This window comes from Arthrobacter sp. GQ119 (assembly GCF_059759125.1).
Genome location: NZ_JCAXEA010000020.1, coordinates 44,203 through 64,949 on the forward strand (window position 1 = coordinate 44,203; position 20,747 = coordinate 64,949).

Consider the following 20,747-nt stretch of genomic DNA (forward strand, 5'->3'; position numbering starts at 1 on the left):
GTTGGGGATGGGCGAAGGGGGACGGTCTAATGCTCACAATGATTGGGTGAAAGGGCTCCAGGTCCTAGGCCTCGGGGATCACCCTGGCGAAATTGGACAACCGCGCCACGTCCGGATCCGGTCCATGGCGCACCCCCTGGTCGAGCGCATCGATGCTGGCAAGTTCGTCCGCGCTGAGTTCGAAGTCAAAGACGTCGAAATTCTCCGCGATGCGTGCAGGGTTGGTCGACTTCGGGATGGCTGAGCGGCCTTGTTGCAGGTGCCAACGCAGCATGACCTGGGCCGGACTCTTCGCGTGGGCTTGTGCTACGGCGACGATCGAGGCGTCTTCCATCACGTTCTTCTTGCGGTTCTCGCCAAAGCCAGGGTAAAAGGTGATGCCACCGATCGGTGACCATGCCTGGGTGAGGATGCCGTTTTCTGCGTCCGCTGCCTGGACGGCTGGCTGTGTGAAGAAGGGATGGAGTTCGATCTGGTTGATGGCCGGGACGATGTCGGTCCTCGCGAGCAGTTGCTCCAGGTGGTGAGGCATGAAGTTGCTGACGCCGATCGCGCGCACACGCCCGTCGCCGAGCAGGGTCTCAAGCGCTTTGTAGGCTGCGATGGTCTTTTCGAAGCGATCGGGTGCGGGCTGATGCAGAACGAGCATGTCCAGATAATCGACGCCAAGTTTGGCGGCTGCCTTGTTCCAGGCATGCAAGGTCTGGTCGTAACCGTAATCGCTGACCCAGACCTTCGTCTCGATGAACACGTCGGATCGGTTGAGGCCGGACCCGCGCACTCCTTCCCCAACGTCACGCTCATTGTCGTAGGCGGCCGCGGTGTCGATGTGCCGGTAGCCGGCCGCCAGCGCGGCCTCGACAGCCGACGTCGTTTGCTCCGGCGGGCTCTGGAAAACGCCCAGCCCGAGGGCCGGCATGGTGACGCCATTGTTGAGGGTGAGTTCCATGATCATGACCTTTCTGTCTGATCTCGAGTCAGCCCGCTCGGGCCGCTTCTTGCGGGCGGTGAGCATGATCGTCGTGCCTTCGCCGTGAAGGCGCGAGGCCACCGCGTGGCCGATCCCGCTGTTACGCCTGGTAATAGTGCTGTTCAAGAGCCTTGATCAGCATCTCGCGCTCTCCGGTCATCGCGGCGTCGACCAGCAACAGATGCTTGTCGGCCTGGTTATCGGCGCTGCCCAGCCCGCGCCGCATGATCGGCACCATCATGACCGCGATCAGGGACTCCAGGCTTTGCCAGGCCTCGACCAGCTTGGCCTTGGGCTGCTGGCTCATCAGCGTCCCATGGAACTCGCGGTCCAGCCTCATCTGCTCGTCGACGTCTTCCGGCAGACGCAGCCCCCGCATGCGTTCCGCGATGCCCCTCAGCTCTTTCTCAACGGTTTCGGGCAGGGGAAGCGCTGTGTGCAGGGCCGCTCGTCCCTCGAGTGCTGCGAAGACTTCGCCGATTCCGGCGATGTCGTCGTCGCTGAAATAGCGGACCCGGTGGCCGGAGCCAGCCGAGGATTCGACCAGGCCTGTTGAGGCAAGGCGCGACAAGGCTTCGCGCACCGTGCCACGGCTCACTGACAGATCTTCAGCGAGCCGCTTCTCCACAAGATGCCGGCCCGGGTCGAGGGTGCCCAGGATGATCTCCCTCCTGATGCGGTGCGCCACCTGATCCACGAGCGTGGTTCGCTCCGCAACCCGAGGCGCAAGCGTTCTCGCGAGAGTTGTCGTTGCTGGCTCAGAGAAAGTTCTGTTCTCCATTGCATTCCCCTATATGGCTCACGGCCACCCCATTTCGGAGTGAGCCTTGACACAACATCATCTTACGATACATCATACAGTGGTGACGGACACGATAATCATACAGTTAAGACCGACAACAGTGTCCGACAATCTCAGGAGAACATCATGATCGAAGACCCGATCAGCCAAGGAGCAGTGACTCGCGGCTACTTGCCGATCTCGGGCCTCCCTGACGGAAGCTTGGATCTGCCGTATATCGAAATCCAAGGTCGGGAGACCGGGCCTCGGCTGACGGTGCTCGCAGGCGTGCACGGCTGTGAATATGTGGGCATGGCTGCCCTGCGAGAGTTCGTTGCAGAGGTCAGCCCGGCGGCACTTATTGGGACCATCACGGCGGTTCCGGTGGTGAACCTTCCGGCGTTCACGAGACGGACGCCCTTCGTCGTTCCAGCCGACGGCAAGAATCTCAATAGGTGCTTTCCAGGCGACCCCAAGGGCACCTACTCCGACGTACTCGCACACCATGTGTTCGAACGCTTCATCCGTGAAGCCGACTACCTCATCGACCTGCATTCCGGGGACGTGCCGGAAGCTATCGAACCGCTTGTCGTCTATGACGAGTCACCCGTCAGTGAGGCTGCACGGCGGATCGCTCTGGCGTACGGAATCCGGCATGTGATCAGGCAACCGGCCGCCGCACGGGTTACCGCCGGCACCACGAGTGCTGCTGCTGCAGACGCCGGCGTCCCGGCGATCATCGCTGAATCGGGCGGCAACGGCATCGTGGACCGCCAGGCTGTCGCCGCGCACGTGCGGGGCCTGCGGAATGTGGTCGCGACCTTGGGGATGCTCCCCTACGACGTGGAGCAGGCCCCCCGCCAGGTCGAGCACGACGACGGGTGGAACTGGATCTACACCCCCGTAGGCGGCTGGTGGCAACCGCTCGTCGAACTCGGCAAGCGTGCCGAAAAGGGCGACGTGCTCGGACGGGTCAGCGACCTGTTCGGTGACGTCATCCACGAAGTGAAGGCACTCGAAGCCGGAATGCCCATGATCATCACCACGAGCCCCGCGGTCGCCGTGGACGGACTCCTTATGGCTCTGACCCCGGAGGTTTCAGAATGAGCACCACCAAGAAGCGCGTCGCCGTCATCGGCCTCGGCACCGCAGGCACCATGTCCGCCTGGCGCCTGGCCTCGCGGGGCGCGGATGTCGTCGGCTACGAGCAGTTCGGAATCGCTCACGACCGCAGCGCTCACGGCGGCGAGTCCCGCATCTTCCGTACCGCCTACTTCGAAGACCCCGAATACGTGCCGCTGCTCCGCACCGCCAAAGCGCTGTGGCGTCAGCTCGAGGGCGAGACGGGCACCGATCTGCTCACCCTCGCCGGCAATCTCATGCTGGGAGACGCTTCATCGCGGATGGCCAACGTCAGTGACTCCATCGACAAGTTCGGGGTCGACGCCTCTCTCGTTCCGATCGAGGAGGCGCGCAACCGCTGGCCGCATCACCCGTTCCATGAAGGCGACGTCGTCGTCCTTGACCGCGAAGCAGGCTATCTGCGCCCCGAGCTGGCCGTCCTGAAGGCCGCTTTCCGGGCCAAGGCGCTGGGCGCCCAACTGCGCACCTACACCCCCGTTGAGGGGATCGAGGCCAGGGACGACGGCGTCTGGGTCACCGCTGCCGGTCAAAGCGAGCGATACGACCATGTTGTGGTCACCACCGGCCCCTGGGCGGGCAAGCTGCTTCCCGAACTCGAGGCGCTCGTTGACGTGCGCAGGGCGGTGTCAGCGTGGTTCGTCGCGAAGGAACGCGGAGCGTTTGATCCGGCCGACTTCCCGTGCTTCATCCGCACGGCTCCTGAAGAGTTTTACGGGCTGCCGGCGATGGACGGGAACGGGCTGAAGCTCGGCCTGTCCGGTACGGTCAACCGGCCGGTCGCTGACCCCGACGCCCTCGACCGGACGGTTCCGCTCGACGAGGTCCAGGCATTCAGAGAACTCGTCGCGGGATCCTTCCCGGCCCTCTATCCGGACCCGATCCGGGTCGCTGCCTACATGGAGGGTTACACCCAGGATGGGCACGGAATTGTCGGGCGGCTCGGTGGAGAGGAGCGTCTCACCGTCGTTACGGGACTGTCCGGACATGGGTTCAAGCTCGCACCGGCGCTCGGGGAAATTGCCGCGGACTACGCCCTCGATGGCTCCAGCGACAACACCATCCCGCTCCTGAGCCCCGACCGGTTCCTGACAATGCCGACCGGCGAACCGGTGAGGTGACGCAACTCCCATTCCCAGCCATTGACTGATTCCTCTGGCAGCCCCCCGTCAACGAAGACCACGCAAGGTCAAAGAAGACCCCGCATGGGGGAAGCCCTCCCGAAAGCCACCTGCCACTACTGCACTGGCTTCCCAGCAACCACATCATCCCCGACCGAAATGATTCCAAGGAAAGCATCATGAAGACACAACGCAAGGCCCACGCCGCTGCAGCGGCCCTGGCCCTCCTCCTGACCCTGACCGCCTGCGGCAACGCTGCCGGTGGCGAACCTTCGGCCAGCCCCACCGAACTGGGCCTGAGGGATATCTCCGAGGGCATCCAGCCCGATCCGAAGGCGGTGAGCCTCCTGCCGCAGTCTTACAAGGACAAGGGCGAGCTCACTGTGGCCGCGGACCTGCACTATCCGCCGACGGTCTTCCTCGCCGAAGACAACAAAACCCCGATCGGCCTCAACCCGGACATCACTCGGCTCATCGCCAAGAAGCTCGGAGTGAAGGTGAAGTTCGTGGACACCAAGTTCGACACGATCATCCCGGGCCTCGATGGTAACCGCTTCGACTTCACCGTCTCGACCATGGCCAAGACCGATGAGCGGCTCAAGGTCGTAGACATGATCGACTACTTCAAGGCCGGCAGCTCCATCGGCGTGAACGCCGGAAACCCGCAGAACCTCACCAACGAGACCCTGTGCGGGAAGAACATCGCCGTCACCCAAGGCTCGACGGGCCAGCTGTTGCGCCTCCCCGCCCTTAACGAGATGACCTGCGTCTCCAAGGGAAAGCCGGCGATCAGCCCGGTAACGCTGCCCAACATCCAGGAGGCCCTGATCCAGCTGCACTCCAAGCGCATCGACGGCATCCTCTACGACACGACGGCACTCGCGTGGGCACAGACGAAGCAGCCGGGCTCGTTCCAGATGCTCACCCCCGCGCTCAACGTCGGCGGGACCGGCATCGTGGCTGTCGCCCTGAAGAAGGATTCTCCGCTGACACCGGCCATACAGGCAGCAGTCCAGTCGATCCTCGGCACCCCGGAGTACAAGGAGTCCCTCAAGACCTGGGGCCTCGAGTTCGGGGCCATCGCCGATGCCAAGCTGAACTAGCGGGGCGCCTCCATGGTCACAGCTATCAACAAAGGAAGCAAAGCAACGATGGGTAGCATTGATGCAGCCCTGAAGCCACGGCTTCGGCTTCGGACCCGCTCCGAGTACGCGGGGTGGATCCTGAGCATCCTTATCGGCATCGGGATCCTCACCTCTGTCCTGACCAACCCCAACTTCAAGTGGGACATCGTCGGCAGGTACTTCTTTGCCGAGTCGATCCTGCGCGGGCTGATGCTCACGATCTTCCTCACGGTCGCGAGCATGGCCTTGGGAACGCTGCTCGGGCTTGCCCTCGCGATCATGCGGTCGTCCAAAGTGAAGCCGGTTTCCATTGCCGCAGGGCTCTACATCACCCTGTTCCGGGGCACCCCGGTCCTGGTGCAGCTGATCTTCTGGTTCAACGTCTCCGCCCTCTACCCGAACCTGAGCATCGGGATCCCGTTCACGGACATCGGCACCGCCATCGACGTCAACACCCTGATGGGGCCGATCACGGCGGCCCTGGTCGGGCTGACGCTGAACGAAGGCGCCTACATGGCCGAGATCATCCGCGGTGGCTTCTCCGCAGTCGGCAAGGGCCAGATCGAGGCCGCCGACTCCCTCGGGATGAGCGGTGCGATGAAGATGCGCAAGGTCATCATCCCGCAGGCGATGCCCTCGATCATCCCGGCGACCGGCAACCAGGTCATCGGTATGTTCAAGGGAACCTCCCTGGTCAGTGTGCTGGGTGTGGCCGAGTTGCTCCAAAGCGCCCAGCTCATTTACGCCCGCACCTTCGATACCATCCCGCTGCTGTTGGTAGCCAGTATCTGGTACCTGGTGATGACCCTGTTGCTGAGCTACCCGCAGTCCAAGCTTGAACAGAAATACTCCCGCGCAACCTCACGGCTTCCCCGGAAGGCGAAAAAAGTTGTGCTGACCGAACCGGAAGGTACCCTCCGATGAGTAGCGACGGCACGATTGTTGCCCGGGGAATCCGAAAGTCCTTCGGTCCCAAAACAGTCCTCAAAGACATCGACCTGGAGATCGCCAGCGGCGAGATCTGCTGCATCATCGGCCCCAGCGGCTCCGGCAAGTCCACCGTCCTGCGCTGCATCAACGGCCTGGAGACCGTCGACTCCGGCGTCCTGAAGGTCAACGGCGAAGACTTCGGCTACTACGAGACTGCGCACGCCTACCACGCGCACAGCCCGAAGAAGCTCGCGGAGCAGCGCACCAGGGTCGGCATGGTCTTCCAGTCGTTCAACCTGTTTCCGAATATGACCGCGCAGGAGAACGTCATGTCGGGACCGGTGCTGGTCAAGGGCGCCGACAAGAAAAAGTCGGCCAAGCGGGCACAGGAGCTGTTGGCCAGCGTAGGCCTGGCCGGGTTCGGTGACTACTACCCAGCCCAGCTATCCGGGGGGCAGCAGCAGCGCGTCGCGATCGCCCGGTCCCTGGCCATGGACCCCGAGATCCTGCTCTTCGACGAACCGACCTCGGCCCTGGACCCCGAAAAGGTCGGCGAGGTCCTGGCCGTGATGAAGCAGCTGGCGAAGAAGGGCATGACCATGGTGGTCGTCACCCACGAAATGGGCTTCGCCCGCGAAGTGGCCGACTCCCTGGTCTTCATGGATGACGGCTACGTCGTCGAACGCGGCGACGCCCGCGAGGTCCTCGGCAACCCCCAAGAACCCCGCACCCAGTCCTTCCTCGAGAAAGTACTCTGAAATGACAGATGGAAAACTGGCCGTCATCGGCCTCGGCACCATTGGCAGTATGGCCCTGTGGCAGGCCTCCCGCATGTCCGATTCGGTGGTCGGATTCGAAGCGCAGGTCCCTGCCCACGGCCGCAGCGCCGTCGGAGGGGACACCCGCCTGTTCCGGATGCTCAACCTCAACCCGGGCTTCTACCCGATCCTGGAACGCTCCCAGAGTCTCTGGGCTGAGCTTGAGGAGGAATCCGGCCAGGACATCCTCCTGCGCTGCGGCGGTATCTACATTGGAACGGACAACGGCCCCTACATCCCGCAGCTGCTCGAGTCGGCACGTGCGACCGGCGCCGCCCACGAGATCCTCTCCCGAAAGGAGATGGCCGAGCGTTACCCGCAGCACAATCTGCGTGCCGACGATATCGGTGTGTTCGATCCCCACGGCGGCGCACTGCGAACGGATCGGGCCGTCACAGCCGCCATCACCGCGGCCCAGGCCAACGGCGCAACAATCCATACCAACACCCCGATCGACAGCATCCAGGAAACGGACGACGGCGTGGTGGTCACCTCCGGGGAAAAGTCCTGGACGTTCGAGAACGTCATCGTCGCCTCCGGGGGGTGGTCGCGGAAGCTCATGCCAGAGTCCCTGCGGGCACACACCCAGCCGAACAGGGTCTTCCTCACCTGGTTCGTCGCGAAAGATCCCGAGCTCTTCTCCCCGGAGCGGTTCCCCATCTTCGTCCGGCTCTCCGGAGAGCGCTCGATGTACGGTGCACCCGCCGTTGACGGGGTCACGGTCAAGGCGACCCTGAACTTCCGCCCAACCCCGACCGAGAACCCCGATGCAGTGCCCAGGGAACTCACTCCGGCAGAAATCGCCGAGACGACCGAGACGGTGAGCGAGTTCTTCCCGGGCCTGTATCCGAACATCGTCCGGTCGGACGCGTTCCCGGATCTCTTCACGACCGACCGCAACCCGCTGCTCGGCCGGCTGGACGCGGGCAGCAGGATCTACAGCGCCACCGGGTTCTCCGGCGGCGGCTTCAAGATGGCTACCGGGTACGGCGAGATCGCCGCCCACGAGGCCCTGGGCAAGGAGACCTTCGAGAATCTCGACTTCCTGCGCCCGCAGAGGTTCTTCACCACCTAGCCCGTCCTATTTGGCCGGCGGCGTCCTGTCGCCTCGCAAGAAAGACATGAAAAACAAATGACTATCACTAACGTCGGCTCCGCATCGGAACGGCTCCGGGACCTCGGTCTGGAACTGCCCAGCCTCGCCGAGAACCCGTACTACCTGCACCACCGGGCGGTGGACTCCAGCATTCACATATCGGGCCAGCTGCCTTACAAGGACGGTGAGCTGCTGGGCCAGGGCATCGTCGGGCGGGATGTCGAGCTGGAGACAGCGCAGGAGCTCGCCCGCCACGCCGCACTGAACGCACTGGCTGCCGCTGTGCAGGCAGTGGGTGACCTGGAGCGGGTCCGGATCGTGCAGATGCTGGTCTTCGTGGCCAGTGGGCCGGACTTCGGCTTGCAGTCTCAGGTCGCCAACGCGGCCAGTGAACTGCTCATCGAGGTGTTGGGCGAGAACGGACGGCACGCCCGTACCGCGATCGGTGTCGCCGGGCTGCCGCGCAAGAGTCCTGTCGAGATCCAGATGATCTGCACTGAGGCGTAGTGGCATGAACAATAAGGAGTACAGCGTGAACCGCATTCAACGAGCCCTCGAGGCTCTCGTCGAGCGGATTGATACCCCGGCACCGATCGTGCTGGCCGATGTGATGCAGGAGAACATCGACCGCATGCAGGCCTTCGCCGCGCGGAACAACCTGGACGTCAGGCCACACGTTAAGACGCACAAGTGCGTGGAGATCGGTCGGCGCCAGGTCAAGGCGGGGGCGGTCGGAATCACTGCAGGCAACGTGGGTGAGGCCGAGGTCTTCGCGGCGGCCGGGTTCGATGACATCTTCCTCGCCTACCCGATCTGGCCCGCCGGAACGAAGGGGCCGCGGATCCGCAAACTGGCCGAAACCATCCGGCTGCGGGTCGGCGTCGATAACGTCGCGGCGATCAATGCCCTCGCCGACGCAATGGGGGACGAACCCGGGCTGTTGCAGGTCGTGATTGAGGTCGACTGTGGCGCCCGCCGTTCCGGGGCTCCCGCCGAGGCCGCGGGCGAACTCGCCCTGGCCGCGCGCAACCGGGGCTTGGTCCCGGCCGGCGTCTTTACCTACCCGGGCCACGGCAGCGCCGGCCCGGACGCGCGCAAGCGTGCCGCGGAAGACCAGGACGCCGCGCTCACCACCGCGGTGCGCAGCCTTGCCGCAGCCGGGATCACCCCGGAGGTGGTCAGCGCCGGCTCCACACCCACTGTGGAGTTCGCCACTAACAGCGTGATCACCGAGATCCGGCCCGGCGAATACGTGTTCAACGACCTGAACAACACCCGGCTCGGCGCCTGCACCGAGGATCAGATCGCGCTGTTCGTTGCCGGCACGGTGGTCAGCGACTGGGTTCCCGATCAGGTCATCCTCGACATCGGCACCAAAGCCCTCGGCCGCGAAGGCAGCCCCGAGATCGGATACGGCGGCATTGCCGGCACCAACGCCGTCCTGTCCAAACTCAACGAATACCACGGATTCCTCCCCCTGCCTGGCGGAGACTTCCGCCCCGGCGTCGGGGCCGTGCTTCCGGTGGTGCCCAACCACGTCTGCCCCGTCGTGGTCAATTTCGAGGAGTACATCGTCACCGACAGCACCGGCACAACGCTGGAACGGTGGCCGGTCGACGCCCGCGGCTTCCTCAACTGACTAGACCCCTAACTGAGGCTGGGGGACGGGACTTCCGTCCCCCAGCCCGCAACCCAAAAACAACCAACTTCACGATGGAGTGTCTAACTTGAGACTTGATAAGACGACCGCCCTGGTCACCGGCGCCAGCAGCGGAATCGGGGAGGCAGTGAGTTCCCACTTCCGCAACGAAGGCGCCCGGCTGCTGCTCACCGGCCGCAGGGAGCAACTGGACAGCGCCCAGCCCGAGGACCTGTACGTCCCGGGAGACCTCAACGACGAGGCGTTCGTCGAAAGCCTCGCGCAACAGGCTGCCGAGTCTTTCGGCACCGTGGACGCCGTCGTCCTCAACCACGGCCTGCAGGTCACCGGCCCGCTCACGGAAATGGCCCATGAGGACGCGAAGAACGTGCTCCACAGCAACCTGCTCAGCTCCTTCCTGGTGATGAAGCACTTCGCGCCGCTGATGCCCGCAGCAGGTGGCTCGTTCGTCCTCGTCAGTTCGCGGCTGGGCATGGTCGGCATGGCCGATCAAGTCCTGTACTCCGCGGCCAAGGGAGGCCTGATCATGCTCGCCAAGGGCGCCGCGATCGAATGGGCGTCACGCAACATCCGGGTCAACGTCGTCGCGCCGGGGCTGACCGCCACCCCGATCATCGAAGCATCAATCCAGCGCAGGGAAGACCCCGAGGCCTACCGCCGCCAGCGGGAGGGCCAGATCCCGCTCCAGCGCCTCGCCACCCCCCAAGAGATCGCCGACGCCATCCTCTTCCTCGCATCGAAGGAATCGTCCTATATCACCGGAGCGACCCTCCCGGTCGACGGCGGATACACCGCCTTCTAGCACCGCCTCCCAACGGCCCAAAGACAGAATGTGGCTCGTGGGAAGAACGCCGCTGGCTCACCCCCGCCTGAGCGGCTGCCCCCTGAAACAGCGGGGCCCGGTTACGCCGCCGGGCCCCGCACCCCCTTCCCCGCAAAGCCTTGCCGCCGAGTTCGCCAGACGTTTCACCAAACGCCTCGCCGCCGTCACCATGGCCAATGGCCACGAACCCCGCACCGGCCTCGGAGCACTGATCGATGACAAGCAACGCGCAACCGTCCACAATCTCGTCACCGACGCCGTCGCCAAGGGCGCGACCTGCCTCACCGGCGGTCGGATCATCGACGGCCCCGGCTACTACTACCAGCCCACCCTCCTGACCGACATCCCCGCCAACGCCACGATCAGGGAAGAAGAAATCTTCGGCCCCGTCGCAGCGATCTACACCTTCGACACCGAAGAAGAAGCCATCACCGAAGCGAATGCCACCCCCTACGGCCTGGCCTCCTACGTCGTCACCCCGGACCTGGCGCGGGCACTGCGCGTTGTCAACGCGATCGACGCCGGAATGACCGGGATCAACCGCGGACTCGTCAGTAACCCCGCCGCCCCCTTCGGCGGTACGAAACAATCAGGCCTCGGCCGCGAAGGCGGCACCGAAGGCCTCGAGGCCTACCAAGAAACCAAATACACCGGCATCCAACTCTGACTCCTGCCGTGTAAGCCCTTTAGGAAGAGCAAACCATGGAAAAATACCTCAAGTGGCAGCGCCTCATAGGGTTGCCGGTCGAAATACGCCAGGCCGGCCACACGGTCGCCAGCGGAACCGTCGATGACGCCATGCCGGACTCTTCCATCCTGTGGCTGGCACAATGCGGACCCCAGTACCGCTCGATGTACGAAAAGTCACTCAAGCATGAGGCATGGGTCGATCCGAACATCCTTCCGGAAAAACCAACCAGCCCCGACAGCAAAATCAGCAGCGGTGTGCAATGAGAAGGCGCCAAATATTTCTCTGGCCTTGAAAACGATCGACCCGTGCTCCAACAACGGGGTACGGGCGCTCCATCGCCGGTTCAAGAAACAACGACGTCTATCCAACTTCCAACGCCGGTCTAACATCGACTGTGGCGTCAGCTCGAGGGCGAGACGGGCATCGAACTACTTGGCCAGATCATCCAATCGCATGTTCAATTCCCTTTAGACAGGAGCACCCGTGCCGAAGAGTCCCCGTGATGCGATAGATTCGCAGATTCTGGCTGAGCTCCGGCGCAATGCCCGTATCAGCCTGGCCCAACTCGGCGAGAGGGTCCTGTTGTCCCGGAACGCGGTGCGGCAACGGATTGAGCGGCTTGAACGGGACGGCTATATCAACGGCTACACCATTAGGGAATCAGCGGGGGAGGGGACGCCCACCGTCAACGCCGTGCTGTTGGTTCAGCGCCATGACAGGATGCGGGGCGGCGACGTCATTGCAGGGTTGCGGGCCATTCCCGAGGTGGCCACCTGCGATGTGGTCAGCGGTGAACTTGATCTGGTCGTCAGGGTGGAGGCGCCTGATGCCGCGAGAATCCAGGAGATCTGGAGGCAGGTTTCAGAGTTTCCCGGCGTCCGGGATATCACCACCGCGTTGTCGCTGTCGACCGTCATCGACAGGCAATCGCGCTAGGGACAGCCCGCCCTTCGTGCTGGCGCTAAGAAGATCCGGCGTTGCGGAATCGAGTATGGCGGGGTGCCGATCCAGGAAGAAGCTCAGTGTCACAATCACTTCTGTCCTGGACCGTCCGCACCGAGGAGCTTGTTGTCCTGGCTAGTCAGGTAGCTATGAGGCCTTCAACCTGCTCCGGCAAGAGCAACCCTTCACTCAGGGCGATATCGAGAACGCTCTGTCCGGAAACCAAGGCACGGTGGGCAATCTCGGCCGCCACGGCGTATCCCAGAACCGGCAGCAGCGCGGTGGCTTGAGCCGTGGACGCCCTGGCCCTGGAGCGCAGCAGCGGCTCGTTGGCCTCGATGCCATTCACGCACAAATCCCTCAGGACGTCGCAGCCGTTGGTCAGCCAGCTCAGCGACTGCAACAAGGCGTGGGCAATGGCCGGCTCAAAGGCGTTCAGCTGCAGCTGTCCGTTTTCCGCGGCCATCGTGACCGTGACATCGGCGCCGGCGACAAAGAACGCTATTTGATTCACGACCTCGGGCACCACGGGGTTGACCTTGCCGGGCATGATCGAGGAACCGGCTTGCCGCGGGGGCAGGCGGATCTCCGCGAGTCCGGTCTGGGGACCGCTGGAGAGGAGACGAAGATCGCTGCAGATTTTCGAGAGTTTGATGGCCGTACGCTTGAGTGCCCCGGAGAACGTCATGAACGCTCCGGTGTCCCACGTCGCTTCGACAAAGTCGTGAGCGCGGGACAACTGGACCCCGCTCACGGATGAGAGCTTGTCAATGACGCGCTCGACGTACAGCGGATCAGCCGTGATACCGGTGCCGATGGCCGTGGCGCCAAGGCTGCATTCACGCAGCAGTGCGGCTGCTTCGCTGAGCCGGCGCTGGTCTTCCTCGAGCGTTACGGAGAATGCGGTGAACTCCTGGCCGAGCGTCATCGGTACCGCGTCCTGCAACTGTGTCCGGCCGATCTTCGGGATCGACGCAAACGCCCGCCCGCGTTCGGCGAAGGATGCCGACAGCAGTGCCAGGCGCTCCAGGAGGTCTTCGAGCGCGAACACGAGGGCCAGCCGCACCGCTGTGGGGTAGACGTCGTTGGTGGACTGGCACTTGTTGACGTGCCCGATCGGATCGACAACATGAAAGGCACCACGGGGGTGTCCGAGTTCCTGCAGCGCCAGGTTGGCGATGACCTCGTTGGCGTTCATGTTGGTCGACGTCCCGGCTCCGCCCTGGATCACATCAACGGGAAAGGCGTCATCGACGTCGCCCGAGGCCACGGTGTCACAGGCAGCGACGATGGCCTGGCCGATATCGGCCGGGATCAGGCCTAATTCGGTGTTGGTCAGGGCAGCAGCTTTCTTCACATACGCTAGGGCCCGAACCAGGTGGCGGTGCGATCCCAGTTGTATGCCGCTGATGGGGAAGTTCAGGATCGCGCGTTCAGTGTGGATGCCCCACAAGGCTGACTTGGGGATCGCCAGGGACCCCAAACTGTCCTGTTCAATTCTCACGCCCGCGTTCATGAGGCAATCGCGATGACTTTGGGCTGTGTCATTTCCTCATACGCGAACCGGACGCCTTCCCGGCCCATGCTGCCGTACTTGGAACCCCCGAACGGCATGGCATCAAGCCGGTAGTCCGAAGAATCGTTGATCATCACGCCGCCGGCATCAATGGCCCTGGCGGTGTCCAGGGCGCGGCCCAGGTCTTTGGTGAAGACCCCGGCCTGGAGGGCATACTCGCTGTCGTTGGCCGACTCGATGGCTTCCTTAGCGGAATCGAAGGGCTCGACAAGGACGACGGGAGCGAACAGCTCTTCGCTCCAGGCCTCGCAGGTGCGCGGCACTCCGGTGAGAACGGCAGGCGTCAGGACCGGTCCTTCCAGTGTGCCGCCGGTGAGCAGTTGAGCGCCGGCAGACACGGCCTGGTCGATCTTTCGCTTTGCTTCGGCAGCGGCGGCGCTGCTGATCATGGGCCCGACGTCCGTTTCTTCCTTGCGCGGGTCTCCGCTCTTCAGGGCCGCGGTTTGGGTTATGAACGCCTCCAGGAAGCTGTCGAAAACTGACCGCTGGACCAGGATCCGCTGGGCGCCAATGCAGTTCTGTCCGGCTGCCCAGAAGGAACCGGACACGCTTGCTTCGACGGCGGCCGGGATGTCGGCGTCATCGAAGACAATGACGGGTGCGTTGCCGCCAAGCTCCATCGAGAGCCGCTTGATACCGGCGTTCGCGGCGATGGCCTTGCCCGTGGCGAAACCGCCCGTGAAGGAGACCATGCGGACCAGCTTGGAGGAAATGATGGCTTGCGCGACCGTGCGGTCACCCAGGACAACGATGACGAAGTCCGAGGGGAGGCCGGCTTCCCGCAGTAGGTCCACCAGGAGCATGGCGGTCAATGGTGTCAGCTGCGACGGCTTAAGGATGACGGTGTTGCCGCCTGCAATCGCCGGCCCAATCTTGTGCGCGACCAGGTTCAGCGCATCGTTGTAGGGCGTGATGGCCGCGATAAGCCCCAGCGGCTCGCGGGTGAACCATCCCTGGCGGTTCTCGGACCCTGCGAAAGAGTCAAACGGTACGACTTCCCCGACGTTGCGGCGGGTTTCCGCGGCAGAGAGCTTGAGTGTGTTGATCGCCCTGGAGACCTCTTTGCGTGCCTGCTTAATGGTTTTTCCGGCTTCGGCGACGATGAGGTCGGCGACCTCCTCCGACCGTCGCTGCAGAAGTTCTGCGGTGGTATCCAGAATTCGGCCGCGTTCATGGCGGGGCATGGCTGCTGCTGCGGGAGCGGCAGAAGCAGCGCGGATAAGCTCGACCTGAACATCTGGCTCAGTGCACTGGGGAAGGGCCGCCAGAACGGTACCGTCGAACTTGTTGTGAACCAGCAGATCAGTGGTTGTAGCTGCCGCTTTGGTCTCGGAAATGGCGGTTTCAGGCACGGACGGCTCCCTTGACGAATTCGTCGACGGCAATGATGTCGGAAATGAGGGCGTAGGCGGTTTCGACGCGGCCAGCGCCAGGTCCGGAGACTGTGACGGCACCCAGCAGGTCAGTGTTGAATGACACGGCATTCGTTGCCCCGGAGATGCCTGCCAGCGGGTGGTCGGCGGGAAGCGCGATGGGCTGAACGGTGGCCACGACGCGGCCGTCTTCGGCGCGGCGGGCTTCACCGACGAGCTTCCAGCGACGGCCGTTTGCCACGGCCTGTGCGACGTCGTCGCTGGTGATGTCCTGGATTCCCTTGGTGTCCACGTCGCTGGGCTGTAGGTTCGCTCCGAGCAGTTCGTTGGCGAGGATGGCGACTTTCAAACGGACGTCGGAGCCGCCGATGTCTGCGGTTGGGTCTGCTTCGGCATATCCGCGCTCCTGCGCCTCGGCGATGGCTTCGTCCAGGCGTAGCCCGGCTTCCATCCTGCCTAGGACGTAGTTGCTGGTTCCGTTCAGGATGCCCTGTACCGCATTGAGTTCCAGGCCTTCAAGCATTTTGTGCGCCAGTCGGATGACGGGGGTGCCGCTCATGACGGAGCCTTCGTACTCGAACCGAACTCCGTTGCTGGCAGCCAGCTCGCTCAGTTCCTGACCGTACAAGGCCACAGGACCCTTGTTGGTGGTCACGACGTGCTTGCCGGACTCGATGGCCCACTTCACGTGCGACACCGCCGGCTCCCCGTCGACCGGGCTGGTGAAGGTGGCTTCGACGACGATGTCGGCCGGGCTGTTCTTGATGACTTCTTCGTTGCGCGGATCGGAGCTTCCACCAGGGAGTCCCTGGAATGAGGATCCACGCGGCATTGCGAGGACGGAAGACAAGTCGATGCCGTCACCCTGGACGAGCGAGCCAAAGGCAAGGTCGGTGATGGCCACGACGCGAAGCTCAAATCCGAGGGAAGCAAATCGTTGCGGTTCGTCTCGAATCAGTTCCGCCAGGGCGCGGTTGACGCCTCCGAAACCGATCAGGGCCAGGTTGTAGGTAGTCACGTGATCTCCTTGGTTGAGCGGTAATGCTGTCCTATAAGCCTGTGTCCCTGGAGTGTCAGTTCCCTAGATGCGGATCGGCCGTCGACGATGACGAAATGACCAAACGCACGGGCAAAAATGCCTAAACGGTCACAAGGCCGGAGAACAGCCAAACGACGGCAGTGTGCAGTCCGTGTCACGACAACCCAGCGGGGCCAAGAAGCCCAGCCCTGTCCCGTCGACCTGTTTCTCAAAAGGAAATGCCGGGGTCATCCGCGGAATGCTCTGCGGATGACCCCGGCATTTCGGGCTTCGGGCCCAACGACGACTAGTTTACGCCGGCCCTGTCAGGCGTGCTCTCAGGGCTGAGAGAGTCTGACTGCTGCTCAGCTTCGAGGCGGCCGCGGACGCGCTTGACGGTTTCCGGAGCCATGATCGCCGAGGCGACCGTGATGACGCCGATGATGCTGAAGTACAGGATCACCCAGCCGGGTTCGCCGTTGCCTGCGTTGAGCAGAGCGACGGCGACGAGTGGCGCGATGCCGCCGGCCAGCACTGAGCCGAACTGGTAGCCCATGGAGGCACCGCTGTAGCGCAGTTTGGTGGAGAACAGTTCCGAGAAGAACGCCGCCTGCGGGCCGTACATCGAGTTGTGAAACACTGCCAGGCCGATGATGATGGCCAGGGTTGCCAGCAGGGCGCTTCCGGTGTCGGTCATGACGAAGTAGAGCGGGAAGAACAGGAGTCCGCCGATGGATCCGAAGAGGTATAGAGGCTTCCGGCCGATGCGGTCGGACAGCGCTGCCCAGAGCGGCACGGCGATGACGCCGATGGCGGAGGCGATCAGGACGGACATCGAGCCCTGGTTGGCGCGTTCGGGGCCGAACGTCCGCATGATGTAGACAACCGAGAAGGTGGTGTACAGGTAGAAGGCCGAGTTTTCAGCGAGACGCATGCCGACGACCAGCCAGACGCCCTTGGTTTCCTTCTTGAGGGCTTCGCCGAGCGGGTTGTGGGCCGTTTGCTTCTTGGCTACGAGGTCCTTGAAGTCCTCGGAGTCCTCGAGCTTCGCCCGGACCACCAGGCCCACGACGATCAGCAGGACACTGAGCAGGAAGGGAACGCGCCAGGCCCAGGCGTCGAAGACGTCGGCAGGAACTGCAGCCTTCACGGCCAGCACTGAGGCGTTGGCGAACAGCATGCCGGCCGGGACGCCCATCTGGGTGAAGCTGCCGAAGAATCCGCGGCGTCCCTCCGGGGCGTGCTCCGTGGAGATGATGGCGGCGCCTGCCCATTCGGCGCCGGCACCGAAGCCCTGCATAAGCCGCAATACGGTGAGCAGGATGGGGGCCCAGACACCGATCTGCGCGTACGTCGGCAGAAGTCCCATGGCCAGGGTGGCGAAACCCATCAGGAGCAGCGAGAGGACGAGCATCGGCTTGCGCCCGATCTTGTCCCCGTAGTGGCCGGCGAACATGCCGCCGAAGGGCCGGGCAACGAAGCCGACGGCGTAGGTCAGGAATGCCAGCAGGAGACCCGTAGCGGGGTCCTGATCCGGGAAATACAGCCTGCTGAAAACGCCGGTGGCCGCGAGGAGCCCGAAGATGTAGTAGTCGTACCACTCGATGGTGGTACCGGCGAAGCTGGCGAGTGATACCCGCCACGGCACGCGGCTTGAGTTGCGCGTGTTTACTGCAGAGATCGTCATTGATTTTGTCTTTCGAAGGTCAGGCGGAGATTGAGGGATATGTCGGTGGCAGCCGTCGGGCGGGTCACCAGTCGAGGGCGATGTATTTGGTTTCGGTGAAGTCCAGCAGGCCCTGGTGGGCGCCTTCACGGCCGAGGCCGCTTTGTTTCACGCCGCCGAACGGCGCTGCCGGGTCCGAGACGAGCCCACGGTTGAGGGCTACCATTCCGCTTTCGATGCGTTCGGATACCCGAAGCCCGCGGCGCAGGTCTTCAGTGAAGACGTACGCTGCAAGGCCGTACTCGGAGTCGTTGGCGGAAGCGATGACTTCGTCCTCGGTGTCGAAGCCGATGACCGATGCCACGGGTCCGAAGATTTCCTCGCTGACCATGCGCGCATGGAGCGGCACGTTGGTCACCACTGTGGGTGGGTAGTAGTAGCCGTCGCCTTCCGGCAGTTGTCCGCCGGTGAGCAGGCGCGCGCCCTGGTCGAGGGCATCGCGCACCAGGGCGTCGACCTTCAGGACACTTGCCTCGTCCACCAGAGGGCCCACCTCGGTGGACGGATCTGTGCCCGGCCCGACCTTGAGTCCGGCCATGCGGCCCGCGAGGCGGCTGGCGAACTCCGTCTGGATCCCGCGCTGCACGTAGATCCTGTTGGCTGCCGTGCAGGCCTGGCCGCCGTTGCGCATCTTGGCGATCATGACGCCGTCGATGGCTTTGTCCAGGTCCGCGTCATCGAAAACTACGAACGGCGCGTTGCCGCCCAGTTCCATGGAGCACTTGAGCACGTTGTCGGCCGCTTGCCGCAGCAGGTGCCGGCCGACGCCGGTAGAACCGGTAAACGAGAGCTTGCGCACGCGGGGGTCGGCGAGCACGGGCGCCATGACGTCACCAGTCCTGCTTGTGGTGATCACGTTGACGACGCCGGCCGGGACGCCGGCGTCGACCATGAGCTGGGCGATGGCCAGCGATGTCAGGGGGGTGAGGGTGGCTGGCTTGAGTACTGCGGTGCACCCGGCGGCAAGCGCCGGCGCGAGCTTGCGGGTAGCCATGGCGGCGGGGAAGTTCCACGGAGTGATCAGGACGCAGACACCGATCGGCTGGTGCTGGACCAGGATCCGGTTCGCACCGGACGGTGAGATGGAAACGTCGCCGATGATCCGTACGGCCTCTTCCGCGTACCAGCGGAAGAATTCTGCTGCGTACGCCACCTCGCCGCGCGCATCCGGCAGTGCCTTGCCGTTCTCGAGGGAGATGAGGCGGGCAAGCTGTTCCCGGCGTTCGGTCATGAGCTCGAAGCAGCGGGTCAGGATTTCGGCGCGGCGCCGGGGCGGCGACGCTGCCCAGTCGGGAAAGGCCGCGGCGGCGGCGTCGACCGCGGCAAGGCCGTCCTCGACGTCGGCGTCCGCGATAGCGGTGATCACCGTCCCATCGGAGGGATTGACGACGTCGACGGTGCGGCCGCCGGCGGCGTCCTGCCAGCCTCCGGCGATGAGCAGCTGGCGGGGGACCGCCAGCTCATCGATGTCGAGCGGTTCCTGGGCGGAGAGAAGTGTCATGGGGGATCCTCAGGTTTTGATCAGGTGATGATGCGTGAGCGAGGTGATCTAGCGGATGGTGCGGTCGCCGGCGTAGGCGGCGTGCACGATGGACGTGACGGACTCAAGGTCGAGCGGCACGGGGTTGTTGTCGATGAGCCGCTTGGAGTTCAGCGACAGCCTGGCAATTTGGGCGAGGTCGCGTTCCTGCACTCCGAGGTCCTGAAGCGTCGCGGGCAGTTCGATGGTGGCGATGACTTCGTCGATGGCCTCTACGCCGGCGATCGCAGCGCCCCGGATGCTCAGGCCCTTGATGTCGCGTCCCAGCGCTTCGGCAACCTGTGCCAGCTGCGGTTCAATGGCGCTGAAGTTGTGGCGGACGACGTAAGGGAGCAGCAGTCCGACGCCCATGCCGTGGGGAGTGTGGGTCAGTGCGCCGACCGGGTACTGGATAGCGTGCGCCGCCGCCGTTCCGGCGTTGCTGAGCACAATGCCGCCGTAGAGTGCGGCCAGCATCATGTCGGCGCGGGCATCGGTGTTGCCCGGGTCTTTGTATGCGGTGGCAAGGCTACGTCCCACCAGCCTGATGCCGTCCAGCGCCAGGGAGTCCGTCAGGACATTCTTGCCTACGAACACGCGCTCGTTGGCGAGCGTGTGGGTTGGTTCCCGGGTGATGGCGGTGAACGACTCGACCAGGTGGACAAAGGTGTCGGCGCCGGTGGCCGCGGTCAGCGGCGGCGGGCAGGTGTAGGTCAGTTCGGGGTCGCACACCGCGGCGAAGGGGATGATGTGTGGGCTTGAGATGCCCATCTTCATGCCAAGTCCGGGGTCGGAAACCACGGCGATGGCTGTCGCTTCGGAACCGGTGCCTGCCGTGGTGGGCAGGGCGATGACGGGCTTGACGGGACCGGGAACGGCGAATTCGCCGTAGTAGTCGCTGGGCTGCCCGCCGTGGGTCAGCAGCACCGAGACCACCTTGGCCATGTCCATGCAGCTGCCGCCGCCGAACCCGATAACGACGTCGATGTCCTGTCCCCTGAGCTCTTCGACACAGGCAATGATGCCCGGGGTGGGCAGCTCGGCCTGGGTTTCGCCGTAGACCCGGACGGACAGCTTCCGGCTCTCCAGGCTTGTGACCAGGGCCTGCAGCTCGTCCGAGGCCGCAAGCCGGGGGTCGGTGCAGATGAGGACCCTGTCGCCGAACTCTGCGGCGATGTCGGCGATGGCAAAACGCTGCTGGGCACCGACGACGATGTTCCGCGGCAACCTCAGGACGCCGAAGGTTGCGGGAGGGAGGCCGGCTGCATGCGCACACGACATTGTGACTGACTCCTAATAATGGGGATTTGGGGCTACCTGGAAGGTGCCGTGGATCTCATGGTGTCAGAGGGCTGCGACGCGCACTATGGAACTTGCTGCCATATTGGCCGCTGCTTCATGTGCCGGAACCACACCCCGTGGTGTCCGGGCTGCGCCGG

20 protein-coding genes are annotated in these 20,747 nt (G+C 64.0%); 12 read left to right on the top strand and 8 right to left on the bottom strand.

What is annotated here, in order from left to right; all coding sequences use genetic code 11:
* Positions 1 to 64 precede the first annotated feature (64 nt).
* Together AC6CH3_RS17860 and AC6CH3_RS17865 are read right to left on the bottom strand one after the other, a co-directional pair.
* Positions 65 to 949, bottom strand: coding sequence for an aldo/keto reductase (locus AC6CH3_RS17860; RefSeq protein ID WP_498133691.1), 885 nt, complete (start codon positions 947 to 949; stop codon positions 65 to 67).
* Positions 950 to 1,070: 121 nt separating this feature from the next.
* Positions 1,071 to 1,667: a GntR family transcriptional regulator gene (locus AC6CH3_RS17865; RefSeq protein ID WP_498133692.1), complete on the bottom strand. Its 597-nt coding sequence runs from the start codon at positions 1,665 to 1,667 to the stop codon at positions 1,071 to 1,073.
* Positions 1,668 to 1,898: 231 nt separating this feature from the next.
* On the opposite strand from AC6CH3_RS17865, the gene AC6CH3_RS17870 reads away from it, so the two are divergent.
* The 12 genes from AC6CH3_RS17870 to AC6CH3_RS17925 all read left to right on the top strand — a co-directional run bounded on the left by AC6CH3_RS17870 (position 1,899) and on the right by AC6CH3_RS17925 (position 12,090).
* The gene (locus AC6CH3_RS17870; RefSeq protein ID WP_498133693.1) at positions 1,899 to 2,858 is read left to right on the top strand and encodes a succinylglutamate desuccinylase/aspartoacylase family protein; all 960 of its coding nucleotides are present in this window, start codon (positions 1,899 to 1,901) and stop codon (positions 2,856 to 2,858) included.
* On the top strand, positions 2,855 to 4,012 hold the full coding sequence (gene solA, locus AC6CH3_RS17875) for an N-methyl-L-tryptophan oxidase (protein WP_498133694.1): 1,158 nt from the start codon (positions 2,855 to 2,857) through the stop codon (positions 4,010 to 4,012). Before AC6CH3_RS17870 ends, solA begins: the two co-directional genes overlap by 4 nt.
* Before the next feature lie 179 nt (positions 4,013 to 4,191).
* Positions 4,192 to 5,115 carry an ABC transporter substrate-binding protein gene (locus AC6CH3_RS17880; RefSeq protein WP_498133695.1) on the top strand — a complete coding sequence of 308 codons (924 nt, stop codon included), beginning with the start codon at positions 4,192 to 4,194 and terminating at the stop codon, positions 5,113 to 5,115.
* Positions 5,116 to 5,163: 48 nt separating this feature from the next.
* The gene (locus tag AC6CH3_RS17885) at positions 5,164 to 6,060 is read left to right on the top strand and encodes an amino acid ABC transporter permease (RefSeq protein ID WP_498133696.1); all 897 of its coding nucleotides are present in this window, start codon (positions 5,164 to 5,166) and stop codon (positions 6,058 to 6,060) included.
* Positions 6,057 to 6,824, top strand: coding sequence for an amino acid ABC transporter ATP-binding protein (locus AC6CH3_RS17890; RefSeq protein ID WP_498133697.1), 768 nt, complete (start codon positions 6,057 to 6,059; stop codon positions 6,822 to 6,824). The genes AC6CH3_RS17885 and AC6CH3_RS17890 overlap by 4 nt, the downstream gene beginning before the upstream one ends.
* A 1-nt stretch (position 6,825) precedes the next feature.
* Positions 6,826 to 7,959, top strand: coding sequence for an FAD-dependent oxidoreductase (locus AC6CH3_RS17895; RefSeq protein ID WP_498133698.1), 1,134 nt, complete (start codon positions 6,826 to 6,828; stop codon positions 7,957 to 7,959).
* Positions 7,960 to 8,016: 57 nt separating this feature from the next.
* A complete protein-coding gene (locus tag AC6CH3_RS17900; protein WP_498133699.1) occupies positions 8,017 to 8,487 on the top strand; it encodes a RidA family protein in 471 nt (156 codons plus the stop codon).
* 25 nt (positions 8,488 to 8,512) lie between these two features.
* Positions 8,513 to 9,619 (top strand): alanine racemase, encoded by a 1,107-nt coding sequence (locus tag AC6CH3_RS17905; protein ID WP_498133700.1) that lies wholly within the window; start codon positions 8,513 to 8,515, stop codon positions 9,617 to 9,619.
* A gap of 79 nt (positions 9,620 to 9,698) precedes the next feature.
* Positions 9,699 to 10,442: an SDR family NAD(P)-dependent oxidoreductase gene (locus AC6CH3_RS17910; protein WP_498133701.1), complete on the top strand. Its 744-nt coding sequence runs from the start codon at positions 9,699 to 9,701 to the stop codon at positions 10,440 to 10,442.
* 37 nt (positions 10,443 to 10,479) lie between these two features.
* On the top strand, positions 10,480 to 11,130 hold the full coding sequence (locus tag AC6CH3_RS17915; RefSeq protein WP_498133702.1) for an aldehyde dehydrogenase family protein: 651 nt from the start codon (positions 10,480 to 10,482) through the stop codon (positions 11,128 to 11,130).
* Between the two features lie 35 nt (positions 11,131 to 11,165).
* Positions 11,166 to 11,417 carry a hypothetical protein gene (locus AC6CH3_RS17920; protein ID WP_498133703.1) on the top strand — a complete coding sequence of 84 codons (252 nt, stop codon included), beginning with the start codon at positions 11,166 to 11,168 and terminating at the stop codon, positions 11,415 to 11,417.
* A 220-nt stretch (positions 11,418 to 11,637) separates the two neighbouring features.
* Complete coding sequence (locus AC6CH3_RS17925) at positions 11,638 to 12,090, top strand: Lrp/AsnC family transcriptional regulator (RefSeq protein ID WP_498133704.1); 453 nt, start codon at positions 11,638 to 11,640, stop codon at positions 12,088 to 12,090.
* A 145-nt stretch (positions 12,091 to 12,235) separates the two neighbouring features.
* Here the strand turns inward: AC6CH3_RS17925 and AC6CH3_RS17930 are convergent, their stop codons facing one another.
* The 6 genes from AC6CH3_RS17930 to AC6CH3_RS17955 all read right to left on the bottom strand — a co-directional run bounded on the left by AC6CH3_RS17930 (position 12,236) and on the right by AC6CH3_RS17955 (position 20,589).
* Positions 12,236 to 13,600 (bottom strand): aspartate ammonia-lyase, encoded by a 1,365-nt coding sequence (locus AC6CH3_RS17930; RefSeq protein ID WP_498133705.1) that lies wholly within the window; start codon positions 13,598 to 13,600, stop codon positions 12,236 to 12,238.
* 8 nt (positions 13,601 to 13,608) lie between these two features.
* The gene (locus tag AC6CH3_RS17935; protein ID WP_498133706.1) at positions 13,609 to 15,024 is read right to left on the bottom strand and encodes an aldehyde dehydrogenase family protein; all 1,416 of its coding nucleotides are present in this window, start codon (positions 15,022 to 15,024) and stop codon (positions 13,609 to 13,611) included.
* Positions 15,017 to 16,063 (bottom strand): homoserine dehydrogenase, encoded by a 1,047-nt coding sequence (locus tag AC6CH3_RS17940; protein WP_498133707.1) that lies wholly within the window; start codon positions 16,061 to 16,063, stop codon positions 15,017 to 15,019. Before AC6CH3_RS17940 ends, AC6CH3_RS17935 begins: the two co-directional genes overlap by 8 nt.
* 307 nt (positions 16,064 to 16,370) lie before the next feature.
* Positions 16,371 to 17,750 (bottom strand): MFS transporter, encoded by a 1,380-nt coding sequence (locus AC6CH3_RS17945; protein WP_498133708.1) that lies wholly within the window; start codon positions 17,748 to 17,750, stop codon positions 16,371 to 16,373.
* Positions 17,751 to 17,814: 64 nt separating this feature from the next.
* On the bottom strand, positions 17,815 to 19,290 hold the full coding sequence (locus AC6CH3_RS17950; protein WP_498133709.1) for an NAD-dependent succinate-semialdehyde dehydrogenase: 1,476 nt from the start codon (positions 19,288 to 19,290) through the stop codon (positions 17,815 to 17,817).
* Between the two features lie 48 nt (positions 19,291 to 19,338).
* Entirely contained in the window at positions 19,339 to 20,589 is a 1,251-nt protein-coding gene (locus AC6CH3_RS17955; protein ID WP_498133710.1) for an iron-containing alcohol dehydrogenase, read from the bottom strand.
* Between the last annotated feature and the right edge of the window lie 158 nt (positions 20,590 to 20,747).

Bases quoted from the DNA above. Each gene is read 5' to 3' on its own strand.
- AC6CH3_RS17880 (WP_498133695.1), top strand. From the start codon at position 4,192: ATGAAGACACAACGCAAGGCCCACGCCGCTGCAGCGGCCCTGGCCCTC.
- AC6CH3_RS17945 (WP_498133708.1), bottom strand. From the start codon at position 17,750: ATGACGATCTCTGCAGTAAACACGCGCAACTCAAGCCGCGTGCCGTGG.
- AC6CH3_RS17885 (WP_498133696.1), top strand. From the start codon at position 5,164: ATGGGTAGCATTGATGCAGCCCTGAAGCCACGGCTTCGGCTTCGGACC.
- AC6CH3_RS17890 (WP_498133697.1), top strand. From the start codon at position 6,057: ATGAGTAGCGACGGCACGATTGTTGCCCGGGGAATCCGAAAGTCCTTC.
- AC6CH3_RS17920 (WP_498133703.1), top strand. From the start codon at position 11,166: ATGGAAAAATACCTCAAGTGGCAGCGCCTCATAGGGTTGCCGGTCGAA.
- solA (WP_498133694.1), top strand. From the start codon at position 2,855: ATGAGCACCACCAAGAAGCGCGTCGCCGTCATCGGCCTCGGCACCGCA.
- AC6CH3_RS17860 (WP_498133691.1), bottom strand. From the start codon at position 949: ATGGAACTCACCCTCAACAATGGCGTCACCATGCCGGCCCTCGGGCTG.
- AC6CH3_RS17895 (WP_498133698.1), top strand. From the start codon at position 6,826: ATGACAGATGGAAAACTGGCCGTCATCGGCCTCGGCACCATTGGCAGT.
- AC6CH3_RS17900 (WP_498133699.1), top strand. From the start codon at position 8,017: ATGACTATCACTAACGTCGGCTCCGCATCGGAACGGCTCCGGGACCTC.
- AC6CH3_RS17870 (WP_498133693.1), top strand. From the start codon at position 1,899: ATGATCGAAGACCCGATCAGCCAAGGAGCAGTGACTCGCGGCTACTTG.
- AC6CH3_RS17950 (WP_498133709.1), bottom strand. From the start codon at position 19,290: ATGACACTTCTCTCCGCCCAGGAACCGCTCGACATCGATGAGCTGGCG.
- AC6CH3_RS17955 (WP_498133710.1), bottom strand. From the start codon at position 20,589: ATGTCGTGTGCGCATGCAGCCGGCCTCCCTCCCGCAACCTTCGGCGTC.